The sequence below is a fragment of the Halobellus marinus genome, assembly GCF_032113415.1.
In the GTDB taxonomy this organism is placed as follows: Archaea; Halobacteriota; Halobacteria; order Halobacteriales; family Haloferacaceae; genus Haloquadratum; species Haloquadratum marinus.
This window is the reverse complement of the sequence record NZ_CP134946.1, coordinates 396948-415100: the sequence shown is the minus strand read 5'-3', so window position 1 is coordinate 415100 and position 18153 is coordinate 396948. Positions and strand designations below refer to the sequence as shown.

Here is an 18153-nt window from a genome sequence, read left to right as displayed (position 1 = left end):
GTCATCGAATCATCTCCTCAGCGTCATCGTTTCTTAGTTTGATTTCGATCGGCTCGCCAGGCTTGAGGTTCGTGCTGGCGATTAGGTCTGGGTCCGGGTTGGATGCAAGTTCGAACGTGTACTCGCTGAGGATCGTCGCTAGGACGACCTTCATCTCCATTCGCGCGAAGCGCATCCCGATACAGTGACGGGGCCCGCCACCGAACGGGAAGTACGCGTATTCTGGCCTATCGGTGTCGCTGATGAACCGTTCCGGACGGAATGTCTCAGGATCGTCCCACCACTTCGAGTCACGGTGGACAGCCCACTGTGGTATGACTAAGGTCGTGCCTGCAGGAATATCGAAACCCTGTAGTTCTACGTCCTGCGTCGCCTCGCGGAAGAACATATACACTGGTGGATAGAGACGCAGCGCCTCGTCGATCACGTGCTCCAGTCGTTCGAGTTCTGGTAGGCTTTCTGCGGTTACTACGCCCTCACAGACAGCATTCACTTCGGCCTGGAGTTTGGCTTGCTCGTCGGGGTGCTGAGCGAGACAGAGTAACGTGTACGTCAGTCCTAGAGCCGTCGTCTCGTGCCCCGCAAAAAGGAACGTAACGATGTTGTCACGGAGTTCTTCTTGGGTCAAATCGCTTGCCTCGACAAAGTTCACGAGGATCGATAGTAAGTCATCACCACGGTTCTCGGGCTGTTGTTCTCGGCGCCGATCAGCTAGCTCATCAACGAACGTCTGGAGTTCGGTGAGCTTCCGTCTATACCGTCGATTCGTCGGTGTTGGAAGCCGGTCTGGCAGGAACGACCAGAACCGACTCGTATCGAACCGTGCAAGGATTGCATCCGATGACTCCGAAATGACGGGGTTCTCCGTCACATCCACACCGAATAACGTCCGACCGAGCACGGCAATCGTCGTCTCAGTCATCCAATCGTTAACGTCGACGACCATCCCGTCGCGCCACTGTTCGACTGTCTCTGCAGCAGTAGCACGCATCTCGGGCACGTACGTGTTCAACCGATTGCGGTAGAACGCTGGTTGGATCTGTGTCCGCTGGTTCTGCCACTGATCCCCGCCGGTCAAAAATAACCCCTCTCCCATCGTGTCGGAGAGATTCCGCGTTAGAACCTCACCTTTCTCGAAAGCCTCGTGGTTATCAAGGAGCACCTGCTGAATCGCATTCGGGTGGGCGACCATACACGCGTCTGTCCCGAACACTTCGTAGCTTGCGACGCGACCATACTCATCACGTAACTGTTCGTAAAACTCGAGGATGTCACGGCTCAAATCAACAGTATTACCGATAACAGGAAGTCCGCGTGGACCGGGTGGATACGCCATTTTTGAACTCATATATACGTATTTACGATACTCGAACTCCGGTTTTCTGTCGGACACGTCCACCTCTTTTTAACTATCTTTGGAGATATCCCTCTAGTAATGCGGTACCTCCAGTTACAGATCCGGTTCCCTCCCGAGGAACGGCACCCAATGCACCAGTTCCTCACCGAACAAGACTCGATTCAACGGGTGTACCTGCGGCACTGGAACTTCTCGAACCCTGAGTACGTCGCTACTTTACTCCACATCGTCGGAAACATTGAGAGCGAACGTGAGGAGTACCTTGCGGCACTCGAAGCTACTGAATCCATCCAAGAGTTCGATGTGACACTAATCGATGACCGCAGCTTCTATGTCTACGTCCGGGAGAGCGCTCAAGGCTTCGCCGGTCGTCTTCGGGGTCTCCTCACGGATACGGAACTGCTCATCGTGCCACCGGTTGAGTACGGCACTGAGAGTGAGATGCTCTTCGAGATCGCCGGTGAACAGGACGCTCTCAAGAGTCTTGTCGCTAACCTCTCGGACCACCTCTCGGTATCAGTCAATCGACTTGGTGAATACGACGCGTTCAGAGAACCGCACGTCACAGCCCTCACTGATCGGCAAGAAGAGGTCCTTGAAACTGCACGGAAACTCGGATACTACGAAATCCCCCGACGCACCAGTGTTCGAGAAATCGCTGACGAACTCAACTGTTCGAAAAGCACCGCTGCAAACCATCTCCGCAAAGCAGAGTCTCGACTCGTCGCGCTCTATGAAGAGCGGTCACGGCTGTCATACCAATCAGAAGATTCCTGATTTCAACACTGCTTATCGGAATCGTCCCAAGTATTATTTACGTTTTCCTACAAGATCTGAGTATGCCGCCCTCCTACCAGTCAACACTCCGAAAGGCGTGCGAACGATACGGCCCTAGTCGTCTCCCCAAAGCTGACCGCCCCGACATTGGTGCTGGATACGCAGCTGCATCAGCCGCGGTTTTTGCAACTATCCTGTTCGGCATCCTGCTGAGTGTGTCTACCATTCAGGGGATGAACGGTGATTGGCTGCCGAGTTTCCTGTTTCCTGCTCTCGCACTCCCGATCGTCGTACCTTCAGCATTTTTTCTCGGCGTCATCGGCTGGCGTTTGTCGCCAACCTCTTCCACGCTCACCGGGATTATTACCGGCGGTATCGGAGCTATTGCGACGTATCTCGTATCACTCTTGCTTGTCGGGGGAGTTCTCACTGCTGGAGCTCTGTTTTCACTGAGCGGTGCTACCCTTCTGGAAGCTGCTGAGATCTCGGTCGGTCTTGTCACACTCGCGTTTATTCTCACGTGGTGGATAACCATCCCAGTCGGCTGCCTCTCAGGAGCCGTGTATATGAATGTGACCGAAAACGCTGTGAACGCCACTTGAACGGCTCGCGGTCAGTTGTTCCCTCAGCGGTGGTGACCGTTGCTAGTCATAGTAATTGGTTGAAGCCCGGGATATTTTATTGAAGGTCGTTGTTTCTCCGGTATGGCAAACGATAAACAAGAATCCGAGACCGAAGCGGAATCGGCAGATGATGAGACGGAACGGGAAGGAGAGCGGATAATGAGTCGAGCAGACGCTGCGGGAGTTCTCCGTGAAGTCGCTGCTGGTGTCGAGAATGGGAGAATTGACATTGAGGGGGACAACGGCTTCACAGTGGCAGTTCCAGAACGGTTTGAACTGGAAGTTGAGTACGAGGTCACCGAGGACGAGGCCGAATTCGATGTCGAATTTGAATGGCAGATGGAAGAAGGCGAACCGGTATCCGTAAAAGAATCTCACGAATGACTGCCTTTACCGTAGCTAAACACAACCGCAGCAGTAGCAAGAACATTCGAGGAGTGATACCAGTCCGTCTATGACCTTGATTGGTAGTCCACACGACTTACTCCCGCTGAGTACGAAACCCTAATCAGAACCTTCAGATGGACTCCAGAATCTCTCTTTCTCCTCAGTCAGAAGAGTTTGCTGGTGCGCCAACGGTTCCCTGTACTGCCTGTGAAGCTGCACTGCAGTCACCAGATCAGCAGCACCTCTCATTTTTGCTTCTTGATCAATATACAATCCCAGTGGTTGGGTGTGATGAGCATCAGGAAGAGTTTACCACTATCTGTGGGCATACGACCGATGAAAGAGCAGATCTCGTTGAGCATCAACCCGCTGGCGGAATTGGATGTCCGAGTTGTCATCTCGCTCCCTATAATCTACAGCAGCCCGCCGTTCCGGTGGGGACCGGCGCTGTGAGCATCCTCGCCTGTCCCGAACATCAATCGGAGATCATCAGTCGCTTCCAGGCCGGACTTGAAACCCGGCAGCAGCTTACAGCATCTCTTCATACAGGGAACTCGTAGCCCAACTATCCTATTACAAGTCGCTGTTTGATGCGTACATTCGCACCCATTAGCGACCAACCTGCTCGTGGAAACCCGACTAAAAAATCAGATTGTACCCTTCGATTCCTTTAATAAAACAGGTCAAACATCTTAGACCAGTATGGCCCTCTAACTCGGCGATGCGATTAGCGATGGTATTCGACGTACATTCACCCAGATTGGTGGAATCCTATTTATAGGACTGCTCGCCATCCAACTCGGTATCCAAACAAGTATCAATAGTGCCCTGCTGGGATTTCTCCCCCCAGCAGCTGCCGAACAGTTTAGCAACAACGCAGGACTCGTACTTCCAATTCCCGGAAGCGTCGGTCTCGCCATCTTCGTCGTACTCGCAATCCTGAGTTCGGCGTTTTTCGTGATCCTTTCCCGAACGCTGGCTCAACCGCGGAGCGAATTTTCGACGTTCCCAGCAACAGCGACGCGACGACTCGGGCGTACCACAGTCATTGCCATCGTCGGTGGCTTGATTGTGAGCGTCTCAATAATGACTGGTACCATCTTCCTGTTTCTCACTGGAATTTTCCTCGCTGTGTCGTTTCTATTCTTCATCTTCGCTGTCGCCGTCGAAGATCTCGGGCTCATCGGAGCCTCAAGCGAAGCTGGGGACTCGCTCGCGGCTCCCGCATCAAACTCGGCCTCCTTGTGGTGGCCTCCGCGATATTCGGTGGGATCATCGGTGTCATCGCACCCCTGTTCGATCTCGCTGGCATTCCAGTTATTGCCGACATAGCAATTAGTGTTCTCACCACCGTGTTTTTCCTACCGTACTACGCGATTATCGCAGCCGCGTACCGCCAGCTGCGGGATGACCAAATCTCTCACCAATCTCCATCCGGCCCAGTCAACACCTCACAAGTGCCGTGAATCGAAGTCCATAGCCGTTGAAAGCTGTTGAGTCGAATCGCGCTTTTCGCTGGTCTCGTACAACCATATTATTTCTGCTATTTTATCAACACACAATATATATTTACCTCGAATTTACTCAGATTGTCTTCGAAGAAAAACCGCGACTTACGGCTTCTGAGTCAAAAATACGCAAATAAACTTATTTGATTCACGAGAGTTTAAGTCAATAAAGAGTGTATTCATATTTACTGGTAATACAGCGTAAGGGCGGTCACTGCCAGCCGTCGAACCCGAACAACCGGTTCGACTATCAAAAAGCAACTATGACAGACTATCCCGACACTGAGCGATCAACCAGTACTGAAACGACAACAGAAGCCGACGACCAAACCTTCTCACACCTTGATCGTCCCAGAGAATGGGACGAATTAGAATCGGGACAGAGTAAGCCAGACGCCGATCCTGCCAGCGATCCGCCGGACCGTGGAGTCAACTACTATAATTGTCTTATTGATCTCGATACCTGCTCGTACAGCTATATTGAGACCGGGTCGATGCTCCAATTCAGGTCCCGAGGAGTGGTACAGGATATGAATGAGTTCAAGACTGTATTATATGAGCTATATAAATCGGCGTACCGCTCAGAACTCCCAGCGTCGAAGTTCCGGCCGAAAGCGTTCCTCTCATTTGCCGGCACCGTGGTGACCGACGAGCTCAAGCACACACTCCACAGGAAACTCGTGCAAGAATCCTCTGGACCTCGAAGACCAGTGGGTCACGCCAAGCCTGTAGACGATCAAATCATCAACCTACTGTATAAAGCCGCAGCTCTCGGCTGTAAACACCGCACGCAGGTCGGTCGAAGAGCACGATCAAAGGATGCTGTCCTCAGATCAATACTCCCTAAATCAGTCCGCGTCCAAGCAGAGTGAAAAAGGCGCCGTCTGAGACCTGACGTAAACTATGCAAAAAGAATTGCGTACAGTACGACACAGAGACCGATTACTGTCACGAGGCCCCGTACAAGTAAGACAACGCCATTCCCCGCGCCAGCGATGTCCGTAAGCAACACCGCCACGAAAACAACAGTTGTCAACAGACCGATCCCGAGAGCAAGCGCCCGCATCTTTGTGGAACCATTCCGACGATATCCGCGATACGCCAGCGCAGCGACAAACAGTCCAACGATAGCAGTCACACCGCGCGCAACCAAACCCACAGTGAGCAGTTCGATCACCAGCAGACTGTCTATTATCACTGCATCCCACCCCTGTACACGGTCCACAGGATCGTCCCAAGGCCGAGCAACTCACACCCGCTGACAAGCACTGAACGACCGACGTTCCCGATGTTAGTAGCTGTTGGCAGCCCAACGCGAAGGACTTCGGGAACTGTTATCAGGAAGATGAGACCGACTGCAAGCCAAAGCATCCCCCGGTGAGCCGGTCCGCGACGATATCCACGAATCAGAACCACAGCGATTGTCAGCGACAGCACTACTGAGACAACAGAGAGAATGAGTACGCCGAGTGCAATCGAGGGATTAGCCCCAGTCGTATCCAATTGTACTTGGAGCATCTTAGGACAACCCCTCGAATAGATCCGTGAACCGATCAGCAGGGTCGGTTCTCGACCGCGTCACCTCTACCTCGTAGGCCCCATCAGCGAATGCGATGGTGACAGCCTCGACCGTCGCCGCGTACCGCTTGTAGTGGTGACCATCGGGGTCAATTTCTTGCTTCTCGGTCACGAGATCAACCTCCTGTAACCGATTGAGACGGCGATATGCCGTCGCATCGGACATCTCACAGGCCGTACAGAGTTCATCGACTGACATCGGTTCAGTTGTGAGGTGTGCGAGGATCGCTCGGGCGTACTCGTCGTCAAGTAACGCCAAGACAGCATCCTCGTCCTCGTCCATAGGTATGCCAGGCTCGGGTCCCAGTAAAAAACCCGTCACAGCTTCTGACCCGGAAGCTGTGCTTGGGGGGCTACTTGTACTGGTCCTCTTCTCCCGTATATGTCGTTACAATCGACGATTGCTCGTATCCTCACGCCCTCCCTTCGTGAGAGGATCCTGCACCTCGTCTGGCCGGTCTGGAATACTGAGCACCACCGACTCCGTGCACCGTTACGCGCGCTACTACCGACGGTGCTGACATTTCTTCTCCTTGCATTCCTCCAGACTGCGATCCGAGCGAGATTCGACCATCCAGTACGAGAACTCTTCGAATTGACTGCGATCGCGGGAATTCTCACCGGCTCAGTCATTCTCAGTGCACGCGTTATCGACCGACGGCCTGTGAGCGGATTCGGTCTCTCGTTCGATCGAGAATGGTGGCACTCGGTTGCTGTCGGTGGGCTCGTCGCCACAGCAATCAATGCAGGTGCACTCGTTGTGTGCCTCGGTACTGGCTGGGCCACGTTTGATGGTGTAATGCACGAGTCCGGCGAGCTACCGTTCGTGCCCGCGATGGTGATCGTGTTCGCGTATATCGCCTTCGCAGCTACTTGGGAAGAATTCATCATCCGCGGTGCGATGCTGACGAACCTTGCCGAGGGAGCGACCGGATTCGTCCCCCGGTGGATAGCTATTGGACTCGCAGTCACGATCAGTACACTCGTGTTCGCGTTTCTACACGGCGCGAAAGTAACACATTTGAGCCAGTACGGGTACTATCTGATAGCTGGACTCATACTGAGTGGCGTATACGTTCTGACCGGGGAACTCGCTCTCAGTATCGGCTTTCACGTGTTCTATAATTTCACACAAAGCGCGATATTCGGACTCGGACATTCACAGCAGACCCCGGAACTCCTCGCTGTCGACATCGTCGGCCCATCGCGGTGGGTTGGAGAGGAAGGACTCGTCTTTGTCGGCTTCGCCATCCTCGGCGGCCTGTTACTACTCGCGTATATTCGCTGGCGTGACGGGGCACTCGAACTCAATGACCGCATTACCACGTACAACACCCGATAACTTACCTTAACCAGAATCTATGCCAACTGCATTCCCCCACCACAACCCCGTCGACCACACACCGCGTGGACAAACCAGTGTCGTCGTTGACAATAACCACCCGACTAACGTGCTCCAAACAATTTCCTCGGACACGGCACAGCAGATATTAGCGGCGCTTGACGACGGGCCAGCGACAACCTCAGACATCGCTGAGGTAGCAGACACATCGATACAGAACGCGAAGTACCATCTGGAGCACCTTTGTGAAGCCGGCGTCGTCGAGGCTGTAGACACGTGGTACTCCACAAAAGGGACCGAGATGACCGTTTACGCGCTCGCCGTTGAAGAGTTAGTCATTCACTTCACAAACCACACCGGATAACCATAGCGGTGAATGTGATCTAATGACGGCATCCCGCTGGTAGGGATTCACCCAAAATCGTTCATATCTCGTGGTCCGATCGGAGCTCGGTTCCGGTTACTGTTCTTTCATTTCCCAAATCATCGAAGTCAGCGCAGACCTCTGGTATGAGCAACGTTTCGTCCCACAAGAGTTGGAATTGTCTGCCTCAGGGAGCCATAGAACTCATCTCTCGGTATGTATTCTACGACTCCACAGCCGCGAAAATGAACCTACAAACCAAATGAAAACGCTTCCCCGAAAGTTTGTTGTGAGAGTGGTTAGTCGTCGGTGAGTTGGGGATAAGCCACTTCCCAGAGATGTTCGTCGGGGTCGGCAAAGTAGCCAGAATAGCCGCCCCAGAAGACTTTCTGCGCTGGTTTCACAATCCGTCCGCCAGAGGCCTCTGCCTCGTCAAGCACCGTATCTACCTCTTCTTTGGTCGATACGTTGTGAGCGATAGTGATTCCAGAGAATCCGTTGCCGTCCGCAGAAATGGTGGCGTCTTCAGCGAGTGATTCTCTCGGGTAAAGCGAGAGCCACGTCCCGTCGAGTGGAAAGAAGGCGACGCCGCTGTCGTCGTCTCGCTCTTGCATCGGCAATCCGAGACCGTCTCGGTAGAACCGGATGGATTCCTCCAGGTTTGATACACCGAGCGTCACGAGTGTAATCCGTGGCTCCATAGTCAATAGAGGCGTACCGTAACGATAAGTCACTCCGCTGTACTGGACGATTTCTGTCTGGTATGGGAAGTCTTCTATGACACACTCAATTGTCTGGTAAGGACGGTCTCTCTCGCTGAGACCAGATGAGTGTTGGCCGATCACTCCCGGTCACGTGTACAGCTGAATAGACGATCGAAATAATTGCGGCGTATTCGATGACACCAACAGCGAAATGGAGTGTGGAAGGGACGCTCATTGTGACCAAAACTGGCGGATAATTCATTGTCGCATGTATGAGAGCGACCAGCCAGAGGTTTCGCGTAAGCACGTACACGATCCCGTACGTAAGACCCATAAGCAGCAATCCAAACAGGTGGAGCACCAGTGCAGTACCGACTCCGTGTCCCGACGCGAGAAACCACCGCGGAAGGTGGAAGCCAGCAAACAGAACTGCTGCGACTACGACGCCAGAGACAACCGCGCGACGCGTTTCGCCCCCGGCAATGGCGATGCATTTCTGCTGGAAATACGAACGGAATACCAGTTCTTCTGGGATCGCGGTGAACAGGAACGAGCTACCCAGGGCCGCAAAATAAGGAAGCGGATGGGCAGCAACTCTCGACCACGTAGCTTCAAACCCGATAACACCTCCCAGTGCGAGGCTGACCGCGGCGAGATTGTACACCCCCCAAAACGTAATGAGAACTCCGGCCACGGAGCGGACGGTCCGAGCAGACGGGAAGATGGCACGTGGCGAGACTCCCTCGATACTGAACGCACCGACAGCGAGTACAACAAGGAACCCGCCCCACACCATTCCCAAGAGAGGTGGCGGCGATCCGTCCGGGGTCACGAGCAAGAATAGAGACAGGACAGAAAGCACGACAAGATATGTGACGATGGGGACTGACAACCCACTCTCGAACGCCGGCAGATGCGTGTCAGTACCCAGCATCCTCAGCTTGTTCCCACTCTGGCTGTTCGACGTGTTGATTCCAGAACGACGCGTCAAGATACGCCTCATCAATACCGCTCGCTCCCGATAACCGAGCGATTCGACCGACGGTCGCCCATAGAAACCGTTGCGCCAGTATGGGGGCCATCGTCATCGTTGTCTCATCGTAGAGATCAGCCGCGATCACGAGCGCTTGTCCGAACCCCGGCCCGGGATACTCACCATTACCATCGCTGCCGCGCTCGTGAGCCAAGCCCCAGGTAGTGTAAAGGCCTGTTACCGTTCGAATCGATGGAAGCTCGGCCCTGAATGCAACGGTGTCATCCGTCTCGTTTCGAAACGTGTGTTCCTGCCCTGAGTTAACGGTCAGCGATTCCCCGGGACTGAGGTGAATCGGATCTCCGTCGCAGACAACGGTGAGTTGCCCTTCAAGCGCTCTGAACGTCTCTGTCGTCGGATGGTAGTGAACAGGTGGCGCAGGAGATCCCGGTGATACCCATTGAACAAGGACCGGGCGATCAGTCTCGTCTGGATCTGGCCGCTCTAGCAGTGTTGCCCACGTTCGGCTGACCGGATCGGAAACCAACGGGTGAGGCGACTGTTGCAACAGGTCACTAGCGGGACTCTCGGGATCTAGTTCGAGTGTTGGTCCGTTAACCGGCGTACCATCCACGAGCGGCCGACCAGTCAGAAGAGTTCCTCGTCTCGTTTCATCAGTGGGGAGTCTGCCATCACGGGAGTCTATCACAGCTTCCATCTTTGCTCTGTAGTATGCTCCGTTGTAGAATAGAGATTCTGTGAGGTATGTATCGGGGATTTATCCCTTCCCATATTCGAGAGGCCGTCAATGAAACACCTGCAGGTTACCGTCCACGTCGACGATGACCGATCACCGGAGTTTTTCGCGCTTCTGGCCGATTCATCGGTCATCGCAGAGGTTCGACTGATCGACTGGAGTCTGACTGCCGGCGAACAGTCGACGCTCCTGTATACTGTCGATGGTGACCCAACAGCCTTTGCCGAACGGGCAGCCGACACGGCCGGGATTGATTCGGTAGACCTGTCCGATACTACTCAGGGACAGACATACGTGATGGTCGTGATGCGCCCGCAAGAAACGCCACTGTTCGCTGCCATCCACCGAGCAAGTTCACAAGCGGGCATCATCGTCCGCAAACCAATCATCTACCGTAACGGGACGATGTCAGCCCGTGTTGTCGGCGACGCGGCAGCACTCCAACGTGCTCTCGAAGCCGCCCCGGATGGCGTCGACGTTCAGATCGACCAAATCGGTCGTCTCGAAAGTCACGACGACAACCCCGTGGCGAGGCTAAGCGACAGGCAACGTGAAGCAGTCACAGCTGCACTCGATCTCGGCTACTATAACCAGCCTCGTAAGGCAACTCACAACGATATCGCCGCCGAACTCAACTGCGCACCGCCGACAGCCAGCGACCACCTCCAGAAAGCTGAAGCAAACATCATCCGCACCGTGATGGACACGTATCGGAGCGGCACACACAGTTCGTCACGACAGCACGACAGTTCGCGTCGCTGAGAACTGTCCGTCACACAGGGCACGGACTCGTCGCTGAATAGTAGAAACCATTTTACTTATCGTTACTCTTCTCGGTCAACTCTCTGTTTCCACACACGCCTTCGTCTGTCTACCCCACCCGCCGTGAAAGCACACAAACCGCTCGGATTGTGTTCCGCCCCCTCGCGCGTGCACTATCGACTCGTGTACCCCAGCCAGTCATCCCAAGGCCTTTGCGGCCGGTCCATTCCGTTTCAGCTCACTCAGCGACCGCCCTGTTGACTAACTGGAAACAACTAACTCAGTTTCCAGAGGAGAGAGTTACCAACCTTTTTACTTTCAATTTCTCCTTCCTCTTCGAGCGATTTCAATTTCAGATAGGCAGTCCGACGGTCACAGCCGACATAATCCGAAATATCCGTCGTACCACTTGGTCCGAGTTCGACCAAAGCTTCTAGGAAGTCTTGAGCGGGGTACTCCTCAGTAAACTTTCCACTATTTTCGTCCCGATCTCGGTCTTCCATAGTAGTGACGTGAGTGCCATTTCACAAATGACTGCTGGACAATCAACCATTAGTCGAATGTCCAAAGGTTTATACCTATAGACGCTCGACTAATGGATACGGACCCACCCGTTGAGCACTCATCGACAGAAGTGCCCAGGTGTAGCAGCACCCAGGCTGGGTTCCCCACGGGATGTGAGATAACCCATGAAAGAAACAAATCTGCCAGATCAAGAGGTTGTCGGTAATCAAATAGTTGAAGATATATCACATATAATATGTGAAGCGCTCGGGGAAGGGGCGGTGGCTTGTCAGGCCTGCGACTCCACTTTATGGGAAGGTACACGGGTTGTCGTGTATGCCTTCCGGCCGGTTGGTGAGCCGACGTTCCAGATCGGGTATACGAAGTGCGCCGAGGGGCGGTATGCGCCGTCGGAGTGTTTCACGCTCGGTGTGCGTGAACTACTGGTTGAGGGTCGTGTCGGGAAGTGTTCGGATCAGGCGATGCAGTTGTCGTGGCCGGTGCTTGTGGCTCCGGAGCCGGTGGCGGTGAGTGCGGCTTCGACGACTTCGGTACGGTGGTTCTCGGACGATGCATGGGAGCGTGTACGCAATGACGTTGTTGGAGAGCCGGGGCCGGTGACAGAGTTGGATGAGGATGAGCCGGTGTCGTTGGTGGATCGAGTGTTGAGGGTCAGGGTTGCGGAGCAGTGTGCGGCTTTGCGTGAGTGTGAGGCGTCGTGCGGGGGTGGTGTTCGATGATAGACGACTCGCAGAGGTTCGAGACGGGTCACTTAGAGACGGATATTGAGCTTCCGTACGATGATGATGGTGGTCCGACGTTCCCGGATGTGTATGTTGGGTTGGAGATTGATTTGTTGGCGCCGGGTGATGGGATTGTGACGGATCGGCATCACGCGTCGGCGGATCGGTACGAGGCGGATGATCCGCAGAATCAGATTGGTGGGCAGGTGTCGCCGTTTCCGCTAAGCGGGTGGTTACGGCACGGATGCGAACGTGTACACCAGATTGTGGGGGCGTCGGCGTGTCACCCGGGTGAGTCGAATGCGGACTTTATGCTGCAGGATGTGTATAACCGGGATCTCGACGCTGGGTACCACGAGAAAGGCTCCTGTGTTGAAGCTGGAGATGACGATACCGGCTGCGTGATCTATGACTTGTTCGGTGGGTTCGGTGATCGTGCCGGCCGAGTGATTCGCCGGCCGATTAGTTTCTCACCGATTCGCCGGCAGGTGGACGTACTGAAAGGTGAGGCCGAAGCGCATTACCGGCAACTGAACACGCAGGTTCGCTCTCGAAACGAGGCTGATGAGGGCCAGCCGTTGCGGCAGGCGACGCGGGATGTCGTGGCGAATCTTGACGGGACGTGGCGGCTGACGTTGCGTGGGTTGAAGCCGGAGTACGTCGGGTTGCTTGTTGAGGCGGTCGATTACCTGAACGCTCACAGCGACGAGTATGAGATGCAGCTCGGTGGGGCGCGGAATTTCGGTTCGGGGATTGTTGACGCCGAGGTGATCAACCCGCTGTACACTGACGATGAGGTGCGGCGCGTGTTTAATCGGGCGCAAGATGCGACGGCCGCGATGGAGTCGAAGAATGACGTGTGGTGCGAGGACGTGCGGCAGCAGTTCGTCGAAGCGTTGCAGGAGCGAGTGGCTGCCGTGGACGGGGGTGAGGTATAATGCCCGGTGGTGATTGGGTGAACGCGGCTGTCTCGACGAGCGAGGGTGAAGAGCCTGCGGAGTCGGGTCATATGGATACCTCGGAGCTGCGGGTGGAGAGCCCGTTGGTGGCGGCGTTCCGGCACGATGTGCATAAGTTGTGTGGGCGGCGGCACGCGTCGGCGTGCGATGAGGCGTACGGTGTGCCGGTGAATGAGTCGGTGCCATTAGGCGCGGATGCGGATGCAGCGTTGCTGAGTCGGCCGCGCGGGAAGCCGGATGAGACGGTCGATAATCACGTGTCGCCGTTCCGCTTGTCGCTGCTGACCGGCGAAACGGCTGTAGATACTGACCGGATCGAAGCTGCGACCGGCGGTGGGTTTGAGGACCTCGTGACGCCGACGGATCCCGAACAGCTGCACGCGACGTGGTTAACGAGTCCGGTGCCGGCGGGGTTCAACGAGTCAGTGTATTACCCGTACTCGTCGTTGAAGTACCACGTGTTGCTCGTGGGGGCGTTGCTGGATAATTACCGTTCGGAGTACTCGTTTGATGACCTGTACCTCGCGGTGGCGCCTGTTGATAGTGCGGTTGAGTGTAGTGTTGAGGCGGCGTTAACGGCGGACGTGGTGGGGTCGGTCCGGACGGTGCTGTGGACTTCGGAGTTCGCACTGTACGTGACGGGTGAGCCGGGCGGGCGGCCTGCGGCGGAGCTGGGATCGCGGCCGACACGGTCGTTCGCGGATGTGTGGGCGCGGTTGCCGGTGTATCCGATTGATACTGGTGAGCGGTGCTGGCGGGTGTTGGATGCGCAGTTGCGACGGGTCCGGTCGTGGTCGACGGCGCTGCAGTTCATCGAGGACTACGTAGCGAGGCTGCAGGGTACGGCGCGACCGAGCGGGGGTGGTGGCGATGCTGCGTGAGGCTCGCCAGGCTGGGTGCCTGCTGAGTCAGGTACGTGGTTCGGGACGTGTTAGGACTGCTCAGGGTCGTTGCACTGGAAACAGGGTGTGTCGAGGAATAGCTGGGCAGTCGATGAAAGACACTGAAAACGAGGTGTGTTTCCGGTGTGGGTTGCAGGTCGGTGAGAACACTGGAAGCAGGGTATGGCTGGAGTGCCGTGACCGAGTAGTGCAGAACACTGGAAACGGGGTGTGTGGGGTCTCGCTCTCGTTGTGGAGTCTGTGGGGCGGGATGCCGGAATACTGGTGTGTCAGCGGGTGTTGGACTGATGGCACTGGAAATAAGGTGTGTCCGGAATCCCGTGACTGGCTGCTACAGGACACTGGAAATGAGGTGTGTGGCTCGGTACTGCATCGTGGTGGTGTGGGTCATCGTGGCGCTACTTGCAGTGGAAACACGGGGGGTGCGCCGGGTCGATGACGCAGATTCAACAGGTGCTCTTCAAACTGGAGACGGACTACCACGGGCACCCGTACTACGTGTCGGGGCACGCGTTGTTCAACGCGATCGCACAGCGTGTTGATGAGCGCACACGGCGATCGTTACGTGTGAGTCACGGCGTGTTCGTGCCGGCCGAGTACGGTGAGTACCCGGACGAGCATTCCCAAGACGGATATGCCGGGGTGCTCGGAGCGTCGTTGCCTGAAGTTGCGGCGTATGAAGACTTGTTCCTGTACCGCGACCCGGCGCAGCGGTGGTTGCTGGATTCCCGGGCGCGGGACGCGCACAACACGCACGATCTCAACTCGCACGGTGGCCGGACGACGTTCGCGCCGCAGTGTTACTTCGGGAGACCACCGGACGTTCGGAATCATAAGCGGTCCGTCGAGTGGTACGTGCAGTGCTACGTGCACGCTGGTGGTGACGACGAGATTCTCCCGCTGGCAACTGACGTGCTTGATGGGATGCGGGTTGGTGGGGCGCGGAATTACGGGCTCGGTGAGCTCTCGGTAGCGGACACGCAACTTGTGGACCTGGATACGCTTGACTACAGCCAGGTGACGGACGGTACGGGTGACGGGTTCGTGTTGGAGATCGTGTCGCCGTACGTGTTGGCGAGTGAGTATCCGGGGGCGGAGTCCCAATCGGTGCCGTGGTGGTGGGATCCGTCGGCTGCGTCACTACTAGGGTCGCGTGGCGGGGCGAGTGATGGGTTGCGGCGACGTGATGAGCGGCTTGTCGGTGATGATGACGTGCATACACTGGCGTGCATCGATCACGGGCAACGCGTCGGGTACGCGGGCAATGATCCGGTTGAGACGGCGAAGAATGGCGTGGTGCGTGTCGGGACGCATTCGCGGTACGGGTTCGGTGAGTTCCGGGTCCGGCCAGCACACGAGGATCGGATGCCTGGACGGTGTGTTGAGGATGCGGGGGGTGCGGTGTGATGCCGTTGGAGCAGGTGGCGTTCGATATTGAGACGACCGGGTTTGAGGTTGATGATGAGGTAACGATCGTGGGGTTCGCGGTACCGCTCGGTGTCCGGGTGTTCGCCCAGACAGGTGATGCTGACGGGGGTGCTGATGGACTCGAAGCGTCGGTGCGGGAGCGGACCGACGAGCACGTTGTTGTGTCGAGTCACGCTTCGGAAACCGAACTGTTGCAAGCGGTTGGTGAGTTCGTTGGTGAGCGCGTGTCTGGTGAGGATACGTTGCTTGTAGCATATAACGGGGAACGATGGCGTGACGGGTTCGATTTACCGTTCCTGCGGACGCGACTGGCGACAGCTGGTATCGAGTGGCCGTTCCGGGATGTGCCGTTCGCGGACGTAATGCCGGTCGTGACACGGCGATTCAACACGCGCGTGGACGGCGAGGATCAATCGGATCTCGTCTCCGTGTACGGGACGCTGTGTGATGGGAAACTGAACGCAGTGGATCCGTTCGCGGAGAGTCGTGAAGCCGTGACGGCGTTCGAGGATGGCCGGTTTGGCGATCTCGTCGTACATAATGTGGCAGATGTGCTGCGGACACGGCAGTTGGGACGGGTAGCGGAGCGATTCTGCGCGAAGTCAGAATTCGGCGTGAAATCGCTCACGCCGACAGAGTATGGATAACGTGGAGCGAGACTACCGGTCGGAGTTGCGACTACGAGTACTGAAGATGAGATGCGGATGCGGTGATTGAAGCGATACTCCACGAGATACCTGCGGTTCAGACTGCAGCAGCGGACACGACTCACAGAGGTTGTGATCTATGACACGAGATAACCCACAAACGTGGATTGACAGCGAGGAATCAACCGAACAAGAGACTGGCAGTGCTGAGGACGGCGATGCCGACGCGGCAGACCGGAGACCGCGCGGATCTGAGTCGCTTCCGGCTGATGTGCGGACGGCTGTGTTGGAGCGTGACGGGTACCGGTGCCAGGTGTGTGGTCGCTGTGGGCCGGAGCAAGGCGGGCTGGCGACGCTGCACGTGCACCATATTGAGCGTGGGCCGGATAGTGTCGACGAGGACGCACCGGCGAATCTGACGACACTGTGCCGGTCGTGTCACAATTGGGTGCATCAACAGTCGACGCGCGACGATGCACCGGTGACGCTATCGGAAGCCGATTTAAGCGTGTTGTTACCGCAGGATATCGAGATTCTGCGGTACTTAGCTGATGAGGGACCGGCACGAACGGGTGAGATTGCGGATGCGCTGACAGCTGACTTGTCGGTGACTGCGGTGCGGGAGCGCCTGGCGGTGCTGATGGGGCTCGATAATCAGGTCGAGTCGCGCGATCGGCAGATCGTCGATCAGGGTGTCGAAACCGGCGTGTGGGGATTAACGGAGCAGATCGAGCACTCAGCACGGGGACATATTCCATCTGATCCGCAGGCGTTAGTTCAACGAGTCGAGGATGAGCAAGTCAGGCGAGCCTTGGAACGCGGGTGTGACCGGCAGGAAGTTATAGACGTGCTCGACGTGTCGCGCCGGACGACGTTCCACAAAGAGAAGCGAGCCAAGGCGTACGATTTCCCGCTTGCTGCGTTCCGTCGCGGCGGTGACGGTGGGCAGCACCCGGCAGGTGATGCGGCGACCCAGGACACTGCTGAGGTGACTGCAAGTCCGGGTGACGGAGAGGACCAACAACGGCTCGATACCGTTATCGATACGCCGGGTAATGATGATCAGGATGATTCCGAAGAGCGGGAAGCGTCCGCACAGAGGAGTCGAGACGATGTAGGTGATACGACGACAGTGGATGCAGATGACGTAGTGATTCGTGAGCAGTTGCAGACAGCGATCACGGCGCTGCAGCAGATCAACGCGGATCTGTGATGCGTTGAAGAGTTAAGAGATAGAGGTCGCTTTTTTCCTAATACCGATTGGACGTTTCAGCTTCGTGATTCGTTTGTGTTGAGACGGTAGTATTTCGTCGTGCCGTCTTTCGTTTCGACTTCTTTTTCAGCGACCATTTCCTCTGCGACGAGTTCATCGAGCGCTTCGTCGATGTCGTCGACGACCATCCCGCTGGCGACGAGGTCACCGACGGCATCAACCAGTTCATCCTGGATCTCGGTGAGGACCTCCTGAATCGATTCGGGCCGGGCATCGTTGCCGAAATCAACGCCTCGGATGATCTCACTTCTCGTATAGGCCGTATCGACGTTTTCGGACAGGAAGGCGACGATCAATTCTTTCTCGTCGTCATATTCTCCGACCGGGCTTGTCGCTGCCGTATCTTTGCTATCATTCCGAGCGCCGGTATCCCATTCAGCATCGGAGATTGGCATACACACAGTACCTAGCGATCCCGTATCAGTGTTCCCGTCTCAAAACACACGCAGAATCGCCAGTCTCAGAACTTGTATGCGTATTGATCGTTGTAGTTTCTACTAATGTAGGGAGATATCCTAATCGCTATGTAAGAGACACAGCTCGATTCCCGCAGACTCCGCAGTCA

Annotated in this window: 22 protein-coding genes; 14 read left to right on the top strand and 8 right to left on the bottom strand. The window is 56.0% G+C overall.

Going from position 1 to position 18153, the window contains the following annotated elements:
* Position 1: 1 nt before the first annotated feature.
* Positions 2-1399: a cytochrome P450 gene (locus tag RJT37_RS02120; RefSeq protein WP_313687399.1), complete on the bottom strand. Its 1398-nt coding sequence runs from the start codon at positions 1397-1399 to the stop codon at positions 2-4.
* Positions 1400-1435: 36 nt separating this feature from the next.
* Here RJT37_RS02120 and RJT37_RS02115 point away from each other — a divergent pair, with 36 nt between their 5' ends.
* The 5 genes from RJT37_RS02115 to RJT37_RS02100 all read left to right on the top strand — a co-directional run bounded on the left by RJT37_RS02115 (position 1436) and on the right by RJT37_RS02100 (position 5524).
* Complete coding sequence (locus RJT37_RS02115; protein ID WP_313687397.1) at positions 1436-2134, top strand: helix-turn-helix domain-containing protein; 699 nt, start codon at positions 1436-1438, stop codon at positions 2132-2134.
* Positions 2135-2196: 62 nt separating this feature from the next.
* Positions 2197-2736 (top strand): hypothetical protein, encoded by a 540-nt coding sequence (locus RJT37_RS02110; RefSeq protein WP_313687396.1) that lies wholly within the window; start codon positions 2197-2199, stop codon positions 2734-2736.
* A 102-nt stretch (positions 2737-2838) separates the two neighbouring features.
* On the top strand, positions 2839-3141 hold the full coding sequence (locus RJT37_RS02105) for an amphi-Trp domain-containing protein (protein ID WP_313687394.1): 303 nt from the start codon (positions 2839-2841) through the stop codon (positions 3139-3141).
* Between the two features lie 998 nt (positions 3142-4139).
* Positions 4140-4610, top strand: coding sequence for a DUF7847 domain-containing protein (locus RJT37_RS20780; RefSeq protein WP_465260727.1), 471 nt, complete (start codon positions 4140-4142; stop codon positions 4608-4610).
* A gap of 305 nt (positions 4611-4915) precedes the next feature.
* Positions 4916-5524 carry a hypothetical protein gene (locus RJT37_RS02100; protein ID WP_313687392.1) on the top strand — a complete coding sequence of 203 codons (609 nt, stop codon included), beginning with the start codon at positions 4916-4918 and terminating at the stop codon, positions 5522-5524.
* 29 nt (positions 5525-5553) lie between these two features.
* Here the strand turns inward: RJT37_RS02100 and RJT37_RS02095 are convergent, their stop codons facing one another.
* On the bottom strand, positions 5554-5850 hold the full coding sequence (locus RJT37_RS02095; protein WP_390209180.1) for a DUF7521 family protein: 297 nt from the start codon (positions 5848-5850) through the stop codon (positions 5554-5556).
* 321 nt (positions 5851-6171) lie between these two features.
* Positions 6172-6513 carry a winged helix-turn-helix domain-containing protein gene (locus tag RJT37_RS02090; RefSeq protein WP_313687388.1) on the bottom strand — a complete coding sequence of 114 codons (342 nt, stop codon included), beginning with the start codon at positions 6511-6513 and terminating at the stop codon, positions 6172-6174.
* 516 nt (positions 6514-7029) lie between these two features.
* Here RJT37_RS02090 and RJT37_RS02085 point away from each other — a divergent pair.
* Both RJT37_RS02085 and RJT37_RS02080 read left to right on the top strand, forming a co-directional pair.
* Positions 7030-7572, top strand: coding sequence for a CPBP family intramembrane glutamic endopeptidase (locus tag RJT37_RS02085; protein WP_313687387.1), 543 nt, complete (start codon positions 7030-7032; stop codon positions 7570-7572).
* Positions 7573-7591: 19 nt separating this feature from the next.
* Positions 7592-7936 (top strand): ArsR/SmtB family transcription factor, encoded by a 345-nt coding sequence (locus tag RJT37_RS02080; protein WP_313687386.1) that lies wholly within the window; start codon positions 7592-7594, stop codon positions 7934-7936.
* 299 nt (positions 7937-8235) lie between these two features.
* Here RJT37_RS02080 and RJT37_RS02075 read toward each other — a convergent pair whose 3' ends face one another.
* The 3 genes from RJT37_RS02075 to RJT37_RS02065 form a co-directional block, all read right to left on the bottom strand.
* Positions 8236-8637 (bottom strand): VOC family protein, encoded by a 402-nt coding sequence (locus tag RJT37_RS02075; RefSeq protein ID WP_313687385.1) that lies wholly within the window; start codon positions 8635-8637, stop codon positions 8236-8238.
* 85 nt (positions 8638-8722) lie between these two features.
* A complete protein-coding gene (locus tag RJT37_RS02070) occupies positions 8723-9574 on the bottom strand; it encodes a CPBP family glutamic-type intramembrane protease (RefSeq protein ID WP_313687383.1) in 852 nt (283 codons plus the stop codon).
* On the bottom strand, positions 9561-10331 hold the full coding sequence (locus tag RJT37_RS02065; protein ID WP_313687381.1) for a cupin domain-containing protein: 771 nt from the start codon (positions 10329-10331) through the stop codon (positions 9561-9563). The genes RJT37_RS02070 and RJT37_RS02065 overlap by 14 nt, the downstream gene beginning before the upstream one ends.
* A 90-nt stretch (positions 10332-10421) precedes the next feature.
* Here RJT37_RS02065 and RJT37_RS02060 point away from each other — a divergent pair, with 90 nt between their 5' ends.
* Positions 10422-11132 (top strand): helix-turn-helix domain-containing protein, encoded by a 711-nt coding sequence (locus RJT37_RS02060; protein ID WP_313687379.1) that lies wholly within the window; start codon positions 10422-10424, stop codon positions 11130-11132.
* A gap of 275 nt (positions 11133-11407) precedes the next feature.
* On the opposite strand, the gene RJT37_RS02055 is transcribed toward RJT37_RS02060, so the two are convergent.
* Positions 11408-11635 carry a helix-turn-helix domain-containing protein gene (locus RJT37_RS02055; protein ID WP_313687377.1) on the bottom strand — a complete coding sequence of 76 codons (228 nt, stop codon included), beginning with the start codon at positions 11633-11635 and terminating at the stop codon, positions 11408-11410.
* A 186-nt stretch (positions 11636-11821) separates the two neighbouring features.
* Here RJT37_RS02055 and RJT37_RS20775 point away from each other — a divergent pair, with 186 nt between their 5' ends.
* The 6 genes from RJT37_RS20775 (at position 11822) to RJT37_RS02030 (ending at position 17528) form a co-directional block, all read left to right on the top strand.
* Positions 11822-12376 carry a DUF8112 family protein gene (locus RJT37_RS20775; RefSeq protein ID WP_465260726.1) on the top strand — a complete coding sequence of 185 codons (555 nt, stop codon included), beginning with the start codon at positions 11822-11824 and terminating at the stop codon, positions 12374-12376.
* Entirely contained in the window at positions 12373-13317 is a 945-nt protein-coding gene (locus RJT37_RS02050; protein ID WP_313687375.1) for a hypothetical protein, read from the top strand. The genes RJT37_RS20775 and RJT37_RS02050 overlap by 4 nt, the downstream gene beginning before the upstream one ends.
* Positions 13318-13388: 71 nt before the next feature.
* On the top strand, positions 13389-14219 hold the full coding sequence (locus tag RJT37_RS02045) for a DUF8168 family protein (RefSeq protein ID WP_313687373.1): 831 nt from the start codon (positions 13389-13391) through the stop codon (positions 14217-14219).
* 456 nt (positions 14220-14675) lie between these two features.
* Positions 14676-15647: a hypothetical protein gene (locus RJT37_RS02040; protein ID WP_313687372.1), complete on the top strand. Its 972-nt coding sequence runs from the start codon at positions 14676-14678 to the stop codon at positions 15645-15647.
* Complete coding sequence (locus RJT37_RS02035) at positions 15647-16315, top strand: hypothetical protein (RefSeq protein ID WP_313687370.1); 669 nt, start codon at positions 15647-15649, stop codon at positions 16313-16315. Before RJT37_RS02040 ends, RJT37_RS02035 begins: the two co-directional genes overlap by 1 nt.
* 139 nt (positions 16316-16454) lie before the next feature.
* Positions 16455-17528, top strand: coding sequence for an HNH endonuclease (locus RJT37_RS02030; protein ID WP_313687368.1), 1074 nt, complete (start codon positions 16455-16457; stop codon positions 17526-17528).
* Positions 17529-17584: 56 nt separating this feature from the next.
* On the opposite strand, the gene RJT37_RS02025 is transcribed toward RJT37_RS02030, so the two are convergent.
* A complete protein-coding gene (locus tag RJT37_RS02025) occupies positions 17585-17983 on the bottom strand; it encodes a hypothetical protein (RefSeq protein ID WP_313687366.1) in 399 nt (132 codons plus the stop codon).
* Between the last annotated feature and the right edge of the window lie 170 nt (positions 17984-18153).